This window comes from Methylobacillus rhizosphaerae, from assembly GCF_900187985.1.
GTDB classification, from domain to species: Bacteria; Pseudomonadota; Gammaproteobacteria; order Burkholderiales; family Methylophilaceae; genus Methylobacillus; species Methylobacillus rhizosphaerae.
Map to the genome: position 1 here is coordinate 149795 of NZ_FZOA01000003.1, position 12511 is coordinate 162305.

At 53.8% G+C, this 12511-nt stretch carries 11 protein-coding genes; 3 read left to right on the forward strand and 8 right to left on the reverse strand.

Features of this window, described 5'->3' with window-relative positions; genetic code table 11:
* Positions 1–46: 46 nt before the first annotated feature.
* Both CHB59_RS04455 and CHB59_RS04460 read right to left on the reverse strand, forming a co-directional pair.
* Positions 47–1360 carry a homoserine dehydrogenase gene (locus CHB59_RS04455; protein ID WP_089375033.1) on the reverse strand — a complete coding sequence of 438 codons (1314 nt, stop codon included), beginning with the start codon at positions 1358–1360 and terminating at the stop codon, positions 47–49.
* A 47-nt stretch (positions 1361–1407) separates the two neighbouring features.
* A complete protein-coding gene (locus CHB59_RS04460) occupies positions 1408–2688 on the reverse strand; it encodes a pyridoxal phosphate-dependent aminotransferase (RefSeq protein WP_089375034.1) in 1281 nt (426 codons plus the stop codon).
* A gap of 108 nt (positions 2689–2796) precedes the next feature.
* On the opposite strand from CHB59_RS04460, the gene CHB59_RS04465 reads away from it, so the two are divergent.
* Both CHB59_RS04465 and ccoG read left to right on the forward strand, forming a co-directional pair.
* A complete protein-coding gene (locus CHB59_RS04465; RefSeq protein ID WP_089375035.1) occupies positions 2797–3165 on the forward strand; it encodes an Mth938-like domain-containing protein in 369 nt (122 codons plus the stop codon).
* Between the two features lie 116 nt (positions 3166–3281).
* Positions 3282–4697 (forward strand): cytochrome c oxidase accessory protein CcoG, encoded by a 1416-nt coding sequence (gene ccoG, locus CHB59_RS04470; RefSeq protein WP_089375036.1) that lies wholly within the window; start codon positions 3282–3284, stop codon positions 4695–4697.
* 46 nt (positions 4698–4743) lie between these two features.
* Here the strand turns inward: ccoG and CHB59_RS04475 are convergent, their stop codons facing one another.
* The 6 genes from CHB59_RS04475 to CHB59_RS04500 all read right to left on the reverse strand — a co-directional run bounded on the left by CHB59_RS04475 (position 4744) and on the right by CHB59_RS04500 (position 11349).
* Positions 4744–5577, reverse strand: a complete 834-nt coding sequence (locus CHB59_RS04475; RefSeq protein ID WP_089375037.1) for a ferritin-like domain-containing protein — start codon at positions 5575–5577, stop codon at positions 4744–4746.
* 56 nt (positions 5578–5633) lie between these two features.
* Complete coding sequence (locus CHB59_RS04480) at positions 5634–5933, reverse strand: DUF2218 domain-containing protein (protein WP_089375038.1); 300 nt, start codon at positions 5931–5933, stop codon at positions 5634–5636.
* 25 nt (positions 5934–5958) lie between these two features.
* Entirely contained in the window at positions 5959–6774 is an 816-nt protein-coding gene (locus tag CHB59_RS04485) for an ABC transporter ATP-binding protein (RefSeq protein WP_218816207.1), read from the reverse strand.
* Positions 6744–7796: a FecCD family ABC transporter permease gene (locus CHB59_RS04490; RefSeq protein WP_089375040.1), complete on the reverse strand. Its 1053-nt coding sequence runs from the start codon at positions 7794–7796 to the stop codon at positions 6744–6746. The genes CHB59_RS04485 and CHB59_RS04490 overlap by 31 nt, the downstream gene beginning before the upstream one ends.
* A gap of 14 nt (positions 7797–7810) precedes the next feature.
* The gene (locus CHB59_RS04495) at positions 7811–8953 is read right to left on the reverse strand and encodes an ABC transporter substrate-binding protein (RefSeq protein ID WP_089375139.1); all 1143 of its coding nucleotides are present in this window, start codon (positions 8951–8953) and stop codon (positions 7811–7813) included.
* Positions 8954–9057: 104 nt separating this feature from the next.
* Positions 9058–11349 (reverse strand): TonB-dependent siderophore receptor, encoded by a 2292-nt coding sequence (locus CHB59_RS04500; protein ID WP_281252015.1) that lies wholly within the window; start codon positions 11347–11349, stop codon positions 9058–9060.
* 197 nt (positions 11350–11546) lie between these two features.
* Between CHB59_RS04500 and CHB59_RS04505 the strand changes: the two genes are divergently transcribed.
* The gene (locus CHB59_RS04505) at positions 11547–12506 is read left to right on the forward strand and encodes a helix-turn-helix transcriptional regulator (protein WP_179212073.1); all 960 of its coding nucleotides are present in this window, start codon (positions 11547–11549) and stop codon (positions 12504–12506) included.
* The last annotated feature ends 5 nt before the right edge of the window (positions 12507–12511 follow it).

Genomic DNA, 12511 nt, shown 5'->3' on the forward strand with positions numbered 1-12511 from the left:
ACATTGATGCAGGCAAGCACTCCGGCTGCCTGCAACCCTTTCAAAATTAACGGCTGAGTTCTTCCATGCGCAGGCGCGTCACCTTGCCCGAGATTGCAGGCAGGGCTTCGATGGCGGCAATTGCATCATCCATGTTCTTTTCCACTGTAACGTGGGTCAGGATAATGATATCGGCTTGCTCCTCGCCTTCCTGCGGCTCCTTCTGAATCATGGCATCAATCGAGATTTCACGGTCACCCAGAATACGCGTGACATCAGCCAGCACACCCGGTTTGTCCAGTGCACGCATACGCAGGTAATAACCGCTGCTGACTTCGCTGATCGGCAGGATCGGCAGGTCAACCAACTGATCCGGCTGGAACGCCAGATGCGGCACGCGTTGATGCACATCCGTCGTATGGGTGCGAGTCACGTCTACCAGGTCGGCCACCACTGCGCTCGCTGTCGGTTCTGCGCCTGCACCCGCACCATAGTACAAGGTTGGGCCAACAGCATCACCCTTGACCAGCACTGCGTTCATGGCGCCATTGACGTTGGCGATCAGGCGCTTCTCTGGAATCAGCGTCGGATGCACACGCAGTTCCACACCCTTGTCGGTGCGCTTGGTGATGCCCAGCAGCTTGACACGATAGCCCAGTTCTTCCGCATAGCGGATATCCACGGCATCCAGCTTGGTAATGCCTTCAACGTAAGCCTTGTCGAACTGCACCGGAATACCAAAACCAATCGCCGCCAGGATCATTAGCTTGTGCGCGGCATCAATGCCCTCCACATCAAAGGTCGGGTCTGCCTCGGCATAACCCAGACGCTGGGCTTCCTTGAGCACATCGGCAAATGCCAAGCCCTTCTCGCGCATTTCCGAGAGAATGAAATTGGTCGTACCGTTGATAATGCCGGCAATCCATTCAATACGGTTGGCCGCCAATCCCTCGCGCACTGCTTTGATGATAGGGATGCCACCAGCAACGGCAGCCTCGAACGCCACGATCACGCCTTTTTTCTGCGCAGCAGCAAAAATCTCGTTGCCATGCAGGGCGATCAGCGCCTTGTTAGCGGTGACGACATGCTTGCCATTTTCAATGGCTTTCAGCACCAGCTCACGCGCGACGGTATAGCCACCAATCAGTTCCACGACGATATCAATATCAGGATCTGCCACCACGGCAAATGCATCATCGGTAACAGCAACATTGCCACCCGTCACTTGACGAGCCAGCTCCAGGTTGCGGTCAGCCACACGGGTAATCGCAATCGGGCGACCAGCACGGCGCGCGATTTCTTCCTGATTGCGGGTAAGAACGGTATAAGTGCCGCCACCGACAGTGCCGATGCCAAGCAAACCAACATTGATAGATTTCATTCAGTTTCCAGTGTTATTGCTATTCGATCTTGTTTCCACAGGCGCGGTTATGCAGACGCGCCCTGTGCTGTCTTACCTGTATTTTTTCCTTCGATCACCGTCATGGTGCTGTGCTTTTTGCGATAGTTTTCCAGGAAGCGGGCGATTCGTGAGATTGCCTCAGTCAGGTCATCCACATTCGGCAGGAATACCACACGAAAATGGTCGGATGCCTTCCAATTAAATCCGGTACCCTGCACCAGCAGCACTTTTTCCTCCTGCAGCAGCTCAAGAATAAATTGCTGGTCATCTTCAATCGGGTACACCTTGGGGTCAAGGCGTGGGAACAGGTACAGGCTGGCCTTGGGTTTGATACAACTCACACCGGGGATTTCCGTCAGCATCTTGTGCGCCAGGTCACGCTGCTTGCACAGCCTGCCGTTGGGCGCGACCAGGTCGTCAATACTCTGGTAGCCACCTAGTGCCGTCTGGATCGCCAGTTGCCCAGGGACATTGGCGCACAATCGCATGGAAGCGAGCATATTGAGTCCTTCAATATAATCCTTCGCATGACGCTTTTCGCCAGAAATCACCATCCAGCCTGCGCGATAACCGCAAGTACGATAATTCTTGGACAAGCCATTGAATGTCACGAACAGGACATCATCTGCCAGTGATGCGATGGAAGTATGCTTGTTGCCATCGTACAGCACCTTGTCATAGATTTCGTCCGCAAACACCACCAGCCCATGATGGCGTGCAATTTCAATAATGCCGCGCAGCGTATCGTCCGGGTACAAAGCACCAGTCGGATTATTCGGATTGATAAGGACAATGCCACGGGTATTCGCCGTAATCTTGTTTTCAATGTCCTTCAGGTCAGGCAACCAGCCGGTCTGCTCATCACAGAGATAGTGTCGCGCTGTACCGCCAGCCAGGGTTACCGCAGCTGTCCATAAGGGATAATCCGGCATGGGCACCAGCATCTGGTCGCCATTGTTGAGCAATGCCTGCATGGCCAGCACGATCAACTCAGAGACGCCATTGCCGATGATGATGTCATCCACTGTTACACCACGGATATTCTTCTCCTGAGTATAGTGCATGATGGCCTTGCGTGCCGCGAACAAACCCTTGGAATCGCTATAGCCGGAAGCGGAATCCATATTACGGATCACGTCCTGCAGAATCTCCTCCGGCGCATCAAAACCAAAGGGCGCTGGATTGCCGATATTGAGCTTGATGATACGATGCCCTTCCTCTTCCATCTTACGCGCTCGATCCAACACCGGGCCGCGAATGTCGTAGCACACGTTCTGGAGCTTATTGGATTTGGAAATCGGTTGCATGGTGTCCTGATGGATAGGAGATCGTAAGATGTGATATCTTACATTGAGTTGGCATGCAATTGAAGCTTGGCCGCATAAAGACGCCCCCTAACCACCCTGATATTCCTGATGAAATTACACCTGACCCAGGCTGCAGGCAGCCATTTGATCACCGGCTATGGCGATGGCTGGGTTGAGGTCAACTACGCACGCCATGAACACAGCCTGATTGTCCTGCCAGCCACACTGGTCACCGACTGGACTGTAGACGACTTTGACAGTCTGGTTCCTGAACACTTCAGCCACTTGCTGACCCTGCAACCTGAACTGGTCTTGCTGGGCACCGGCAGCAGGCATCGCTTCCTGCATCCATCCATCAGTCGCGAACTTATATCTGCCAATATCAGCATTGAATGCATGACGACAGAAGCAGCCTGCCGCACTTACAATATCCTCATGGCGGAAAGCCGCCACGTTGCAGCGGCATTGATTATTTGATCCTCACCTTGCATCAGCCACCCCATCTGATCCTATAAATTCATAAAAAACTGAATCTGTTATATCTTTTGCTTCCGCGACACAATTCCTCCTAGCATTTTCACCCAGGAATTGTCATGCAAGCAGAAATCGCCATTGCCCGATCTACTGCGACACGAAAAGTCATCCCCATCGTGCCCTACTCGGTCAAGGGACGTTATCGCAATATCAAGTCCATCATCCTCAACCTGGCGTTTGGCGTATATTTCCTGTTGCCATGGCTACCCTGGGACAATGAAGCTGGTCAGGCATTACTGTTTGACATTGGCAACTCGCGTTTTCATATCTTCGGCATCATGCTCTATCCGCAGGATTTGATGGTATTGATGGGCATCATGATTATTGCTGCCACCTTACTCTTTATAGCTTCTGCCATGTACGGACGGATATTCTGCGGTTTTTTCTGCTTCCAGACCTTGTGGACCGATGCGTTCCGCTACATTGAAAAATGGATACAAGGTGAAGCGCAAGCAAGAAAACGCTTGCAGCAAGCACCATGGAGCAAGCGCAAGCTGGTGCTTCTCGGCAGCACACATGCATTGTGGCTGTTGTTGTCATTCGCTACGGCAGTGACCTTTACCTTGTATTTCGCCAATGCCGGCTCCCTGTTCATCCAGATTTTCCTAGGGAATGCTGCTGTTGTCGCTTATGTCACCATTGCGGTACTCACAACAACCACCTATATTGCCGCCGGTTTTGCACGTGAAGACATCTGTTTTGTTGCATGTCCCTACGGTAAATTCCAAGGAGTAATGCAGGATTCTTCTACCGTCAACGTAACGTATGACACTATTCGTGGCGAAGGACAACATGGTCGCCAAGCACCTACCGCTACGCTAAAAACAGCGGAAATTCGCTCCAGCCAGGGCTTTGGAGATTGTATCGATTGCAATTACTGCGTCAATGTCTGCCCGACAGGCGTAGATATCCGCAAGGGTTTACAGATTGGCTGTATATCCTGCGGACTTTGTATTGATGCATGCAACAACATCATGGACAGCCTCAAGCTGCCACATGGATTGATCCGGTTTGACCATGACAAGCATATCCAGGAGCCTGATGTCCGGCAGCATAAATGGGGAAAAGCCAAACTTGCCGGATATTTCACCTTACTGGCTGCCAGCCTGGTATTCACGGCCCACGCCATGAGCAACCTTGCCCCGCTCACGGCTATGATTCATCAGCAGCGCCAACCCTTGGTCATCCAGCTGTCCGATGGCAGCCTGCGCAATCGCTACGAACTGCGCATTACAAACAAGTCGGCTACTACAGAAACCTACCATTTGAAATTAGATGGCCTGCCGGCCGGAAGTTTCAAAGGCAGGAACAGCATTACCATTCCTGCCGGAAAATCCTATTCCAATGACTTCAGTATTTCATTACCCGCAGAAATTGCTCGCAAGACTTCCGGCTTCACCGTAACGGTCATACCTCAAACACACCCTGAGTCCAGCGTCCATCTGAAAGCCAGTTATTTCTCTCGCTACCCATGACACCTGCTAAGCCAGGCATCCAACTGGCATTCATCTTCCGTTCAGCTCAACTGTGCTGCTCCAGCAATGCAAGTTCTGTATCACTGAAACCGGCAGCCTTCCTGGCCGGAAAATTGAATGGCCCCCGCAACTTGGGAGCACTGTATTGCTGGGTCAACTGGGCATAAGTAGCCACAGGTTCCAGCCCGCGCTGGTCGCATAACCATGCATACCAGTGATTGCCGATCGCCACGTGCCCGATCTCGTCATGCAACAGGATATCCAGTATGGCTGCCGCCTGCATATCGCCCACCTGGGCAAGCTTGGCACGCAGAGGTGGTGAGGCATCCAACCCGCGAGCTTCCAGCGTCCGTGGCACCAGAGCCATGCGTGCCAGCACATCATCGCTGGTTTTTGCCACCATTTCCCACAAACTGTCATGTCCGGTGAAATCACCATATTGATAACCCAGGCTTTGCAGGTGCTCGTTCAACAAAGTGAAATGATGTGCTTCTTCCGCAGCAACCCTGAGCCAGTCCGCATAATACTGAATAGGCATTCCGGCAAAACGCCAGACCGCATCCAGGGCCAGGTTGATGGCATTGAATTCAATATGGGCCAGGGCATGAATCAGCGCAGCCCGTCCCCGCGCAGTACGCATGGAGCGACGCTCAAGTAACAGAGGTGATACCAACTCCGGCCGGACAGGACGACCTGGAATCATGCCTGATGGAAGCAAGTCTGGCCCGGGAATGATATTCACCTTCCCAGCATGCAGGGCGGCATGCAACATGCCAACCTTCCGGGCCTTTTCCACAGGGTCGCACCAGCACAACAACGCCAATGCGGCCTGGCGGACTTCCGTATCTTGGGTGGGTCGTTCTTCCGGTTCCAGTTTCATGCGGGCATTTTAACGATGATCAGCAGATTTACCAATGCCGGCCACAGCGCATTGGCTCACGATTGTCGTATCTTGGGCTTCTGCCAGACCACGGTCATCGGCGCACGCCGCGAAAACAAGGCAATATGTTCATCCAGCACATACTGGACACGGCCCAGCTGCTCAGGAGTAGCAGCCTCACATTCCAGGTCAAGGGCGCCGTTGGCGACCTGCAATGTGCAGTTTCCCCAAGGAAACCGGGCCAGGCCACGGTTTTCATCGTATTCCACCTCTATCTTGCGGCGAAAATGACTGCACAATCCCATGAGATAGCGACTGGGCTCATGCGTGGGCAAGCTGCCCTTGAGGTAATGCATTATGTGTTTTCCTTATTTTCATTCATCAATCCAGCGAATCATGTGGCAATGCCTGCTCGGCAATCACGATGGGCGTTCCCAGCGAACAGGTCTCGACTCGTGCCACGATGCCATATGTCTGCTTCAATAATTCAGGTGTCAGGATCACCGCCGGCTCTCCCCGCGCAATCAGCCTGCCTGCTGCCATCACCAGCATCTCATCGCAAAAACGGGTAGCAAGATTCAGGTCATGCACAGCCATCAGGCATACTGTCTCGCGCAGTGCCACATGCGACGCCAGGGTATCGAGCAGGCAAAGCTGCCAGCGCAGGTCCAGCGCGCTGGTAGGTTCATCCAGCAGCAACAGTCGCGGCTGGCGCACCAGCAATTGCGCCAGTCCTGCCATCTGCCGCTGCCCGCCGGACAATATATCCAGTCTATGCATGGCCAGGCCGCCGATCCCCAGGTCCTGCAGAACGGTAGCAACACGCGCATGGGTTTCCTGATGCCCCATATGCGGACTGGCAATCCTGAGCGCACCCAGCACCGATTCATACACGGTCAGGGAAGAGGTTTGAGGCAGGCTCTGAGGCATATATGCCACCTTGCGTGCCCGCGCGGCCGCCCGCATACGGTGCAGGGGTTCGCCATCCAGTAAGACCTGACCCTGCATCGGCGTCATGCCCGCAATGGCGCGCAGCAAAGAGGATTTTCCCGCACCATTGGCTCCCACCAAGGCAATAAGCTTGCCCGGATTCAGGGCTGCACAGTCAACTGACTGCAGAACAGTGCGAGCGCCGTAGCTGACTGAAAGCTGTTGCAACTCCAGGCTCATGCACGCCACCTCGCGTAATGACGCCATATCAGCAGCATGAATACCGGCACGCCGATCAATGCGGTCAGGATACCGACCGGCAAGACGACACCGGGTACCAGCACCTTGCTGAGGATGGAAGCGAAGGACAGCATCAAGGCACCTGCCAATGCGCTGGCTGGCAGGTAGAAACGATGGTCCTCGCCTATCATCAGCCTGGCCATATGCGGTCCGACCAGGCCGACAAACCCTATGGTGCCGACAAAGGCCAATGCTGTGGCACTCATGAGACAGACCCGGAGTAAGCTGATCAGGCGCAAACGTTCGACAGCCACACCACTGCTACGAGCATGATCCTCACCGCTACGCAACACCGTGAGCTGCCATGCATGCGCCTGCGTCCACAAACCGCATACCAGCAATACCACTGCCAGTACCGCAATTTTCGACCATGTAGCCCGTCCCAGACTGCCCATGCTCCAGAACACGATCTGCTGCAGCGCATTGCTGTCGGCAAGATATTGCAGTAACCAAAGCAGCGATTCAAAACAGAACATGAGCGCGATGCCAAACAGGATCACCACAGTGACTGATGCACCGGTACGCCAGGCCAGCAGGTGAATCAGCAAGGCGGCAATTACCGCACCGGCGAAAGCCCCCAACGGCAATGCAATGGATGCCCCGGCTCCCCAGGCAGTAAAGCCAGTAACAATTGCCAGCGAAGCCCCGGCTGTGGCAGCGGCGGCCAGCCCCAGCGTGAACGGGCTGGCCAATGGATTATTGAGCACAGTCTGCATCTGTGCCCCGGAAACACCCAGGGCCGCACCGACCAGTACTGCCATCAACGCATATGGCATGCGGATATCCCACAAGATGACGCGTGTGCCTGCATCCAGAGATGCGGGCGCATACAATGCCTGCGCCAGGGTACTCAGGGGCAGCCCCGCCGGGCCAGTGGCAAGATCCAACAGCAATACGCTCACGAGCGCAAGAAAAAGCGCCAGCAGCAATAACAGTCGGCGGCGCACTGTGTGCGCATAACGCTCCACCAGTTTCGTGGTGTCAGACATCTACATGCACTTCCTTATTGGTCCGGTGTCAGCGCTACCCAGTACTCGCCATCTAGTGGCACGGGCAGAAAACGTTCATACAGCATGGATAAAGTCTGCCTCGGCTCCATATCCTGGAACAGCTCAGGATGCAGCCATTTGGCAAACACCTGCACAGCCACCACATTGAACGGTGAAGAATAGAAATGGTGCCAGATGGCATAAGCCCGTCCCTGCTGTACTGCAGGCAATGAAGCAATGCCCTGGCGTTGCAGGGTATGCTTCAATGAGGCCCGTGCAGTCTTCGCATCCACGCCTGCCCCCAGCGCAATGCGCATGGGCATGCGCGCCAGGGTTTGCATGGAACCGATAGCGGTACCGATATACAGATCAGGCGGATGACTCATGAGATACTCCAGACTCAATGTACCAAACTCGCCCGGAATGAGGTCAGCAGCAATATTGCTCCCACCACCAGCCTCCAGCATGAGTCCCATGAGCCCATGACTCATGGTGGCACAGCATTCCTCGCTTAACCCCACCCGGTTTTCCAGGAAAACACTGGGTTTCCTGCCATGAAACCCGGCCAGTTTCTGCTCCACCCTGGCCAGCTGGGATCGGTATTCCGCCACAAAGGCTGCTGCCCGTTCAGGCGCATGCATGACCTGCCCCAGCACTTCCATGCTGCGCGCAGTATTACGTAAAGGATCCTTACGAAAATCAATGAACACAACGGTGATGCCAGCAGCCGTGAGCTGGGCCAGTATCTCCTTATTGTCAGGTGTGGGACCATGACCCTCAAGCCCAAAAACGGCAACGTCCGGTTTCAGGGCAATGGCTTTCTCCACACTGAAACTCTCAGCCGTGGTGCGGCCGGTATGCGCCACCTTGTCCAGTTCAGGAAAACGCTGCACATACTGCGTATATCCAGCCGGGTCCAACTGCTCGAAATCCCTTGGCATCCCGACAATCCTGCGCCCAAGTGTCTGACCATCCAGAATGGCAAGCGCTGGCAATGTGCGCCCCTCACCCAACAGGATGCGGTCACTCTTTGCCGGTAGCGGCATCTTGCGCCCGGCAAGGTCTGTGATTTCCTGCATGGCGGCCTGCGAATAAAGGCTGGTCATGCTCAAGGCCAGCAATAATCCACCAGCCAGCCTACTCCATAATGTCTGCATCAATTGATCCATTCCATGCGCATCGTTCATCAGAACGCCACGCCAAAAAAACTGGAAAGCTGCCTGGATCACTCCAGGCAGCTTTTATCCACTCTATACTGACATCAGAAAGAACTAGTCAGCGAGATATACAACGCCCTACCTGGTTCATTATAGGTCTCAGCACCAGCACCGGAAATGATGTTAGCCCCAGCACCGACACCGGAGGCATTGCCGCGACGGTACAACCGTTTGTCAAACAAGTTACTGACCCCTGCCGTCACACGCCAGGAGGGGGAAATGACATAAGTACCGCTCACGCCGAACAAGGCATAAGGACTACGCTCTTTCGCAGAATAACCGCTTACCCGGATGCCCTGATAATCGTACTTCTTCGGCTCCTGCTTACCAAACCATGACATGGTGGCCTGAAAACTCAGATTATTGTCGTACTTCCAATCCAGAATAGAGTTGACGGTATATTTAGGAATTACCGACAATACTTCGCCTGTCGTCTTGTTCTTGGACGTCAACATATAAGTGAAGTTATTGGACCACTCGATATTGCTTGCCAGCGGCAACTTGAGCGTGCCTTCCAGGCCTTCCACCACTGCCTTGGGGATATTCTCCCACTGGAAAATATTGGCTTGATTATTGGTAGTTGCCTGACCTACAGGATCAATACCAGCTTCAATCTTGTTCTTGTAATCATTGCGGAAATAAGTCAGCCCGGCCAGTACGCCATTATTGCTGTACTCTATCCCCAGCTCCTTGTTGATGCTGGTTTCGGCCTCAAGATTATCATTGCCGCGCAGGTAACATGCGCCACTGGCACCCCAACAGCCGATACCATTGCTGTAGAGCAGGTAGTTGGTATTGGTTTGGTAAAGGTTGGGCGCCTTGTAGGCTCTGGCAATACCAGTTTTCAGAGTCCAGTTGTCGTCCAGCCCGTGGGACAGGTTAAGTGCAGGACTCCAGTTATCCCCGGTTCGACTGTGATGGTCATAGCGCAAACCTGGTGTCAGGATAGTACGGTCAGTCAGCGCGATATTATCTTCAACAAAAAGCGAGAAAATATTGGCTGCCGTTTCACTGGCACGCCCGATGTTGGCCATGCCGGGGATATCGCCGCCCAATAATGTCTGGGTCATGGAGTTGGGATCATCCAATGTCTGGCGCACCCATTCCGTTCCTACAGTCCAGACCTGATCCAGGCCACCCAGCTTGGATGGCAGGTTCATTTCCGCATGGGCGGTATATCCCTTGAGGCGCGAAGTAGTGAACTCATTGCTGCTGAACAACCCTTCTGTGCCACCTGCCAAACCTTCATTGAGACGGTTGTTGCGTGTGGACTCGTATTGCAGGTAGGCCATGGAGTTACCGAAGTCATATTTGCCGCGATGGGTCAACGCGACTGTATCCCGGTAAATAATATTGGTTTCACGTCCCAGCATAGTCTGCACACGTTGCGCAAAGGGGTTCAAGCCGCCTGTCGCGGCGGCGGTGAAGTTATTGGTGTTCTGGGTATCGCCACCGTAAATATTCCCCTGGCGGCTGAACGTGGCATCAAAATCCAGGCTATGCTGCTCAGAAATCTTCCAACTCAGGCGGGCGCCCACATCCCTGTTGCGCACACCTTCACGCCCGGCGGGGTAAGTACCAGCATAAAGGCCGGTACGGGGATTACTGTGATCCTCATTAACATCATAATCATCCGCATCAGTCTTGCTGATATTGCCATAGAGACGATACGACAAGTTTTCGGCAAGAGGACCACTAAGATTGAAATTGATTCTTCTGGTGGCGCCATATTCCGAATGTTCTGGGATATTGGTATAAGCGGTAATCGAACCGTGGGTTTCCTTGGCAGGCCCCTTGGTGATGATGTTGACTACACCACCAGCCGCTCCGTTGCCGTAACGCGCCGCAGCCGGGCCACGCAATACTTCAATGCGCTCCACTTGATCTGCTGGCACCCAGTTGGTATCTCCCCGACTGTCGCGCTCACCGCGCCAACCATAACGTACTGAATTGCGGCTGGTCACGGGACGTCCATCAATCAGGATCAGCGTATTTTCCGGCCCCATGCCGCGAATATCAATCTGCCGGTTATTACCTCGCTGACCACTGGTGGAGTTACCCGTCAGATTAACGCCGGGCTGGGTACGAATGATCTCAGACAGGTCATTGGCCGGTGGCCGCTTCTGGATATCCTCTGCGGTGATCATGGATACACCAGGTGCTTGTTTCAGCGTTTCCTGGGCCGTGCCAACCACATTGATTTCCGGCAAGGTATCCTCAACCGTATCTTCAGCAGCGTAAACAGGCATGGCAGCGCAAGCCAATGCAACCAATGCTGCCAGCCTGGTTGTTTTTTCGCTGTGCATTACTCCTGCACGTATTGAATCCACTTTCATATTGTCCCCTTTAATGATGACAAGTATTGACACTCATTATTTTTATATTGCAATGAGTATTATTCTCATTAATAATTATACCTGCGGCTCCCATCATGGGGAGTGCATTTTTGTTTGTTTAAACAAGAAAGATGTTTGTGCACACACACCATTCCAGATTCGATAAACTCCGTCCGACAAAATCCTCAACAGGCCGCATGGCACCCCTTGCTCGCGCCATTGATGGCGAAAGACTCAGCTCTCATATAGGCCAGGGTCTCACGCTGATCGCACCCGATATCGGCAATTCATCACCGCTGATGCAGGGAAATTTCTCATTGACCAGGCTGCGCGATGGTATGACGCTACATTGCACAGATATCGTGCATCTTCACGATATGAGCACACAGTTCGTCATCAAGGAAAAATGCGTCAAGATCCTGCTCAAGTTGGAAGGTAATGCCGATGTCAAGATAGGCAGGCAAACCCTACCACTGGATGCTGGTGAAGGCCCAGGTGCAGTGCCGCAAGGCGTGGTGGTCAGCCTGAACGAACCAGTCACTTTTTCCCGCAACTCCCGCGCTGGTACCCATCAGCGCATGGTGGTACTGACACTGACACCATCCTGGTTCGAAGCAGCAGGGATACCCCAGAACCTGTTCCGCAAAGACCTGGCAGTATTCCAATGGGAACCTAGCTTGCGTGCCATTGCAGTGGCAGAACAACTGATCCATCCGGTAAACAATGAAGGCCCGTTGCAAATGCTGCACCAAGAGTGCCTGGCACTAGAGCTGATAGTGAAAGCCCTGTCACTGACGCTGCCGGAAGAGCCTTCACAACCTTCCACTCTCTCTGCCGCTGCCTACCAGCGTGTATTGCGCCTACAGACTCTGCTGGACAGTGGAGAGGCTGATCAGCTCGACATGCGTGGCATTGCAAGGGCGATGGCTTGTAATGCCAATACCCTGCAACAACAATTTCGCGAGGTATGCGGCCAGACCATTTTCGACTACCTGCGCAAAGGCCGCCTGCAACGCGCTGCCCATGCACTGCAATACGATGGTGTCAGTGTGACCCGCGCCGCAGAAATTGCTGGCTACAGCAGCCAGGCCAATTTCTCGACGGCATTCCATCGCCACTTCGGCAGCCTTCCCAAGCACTACCGTAACAAATCCTGAGCATG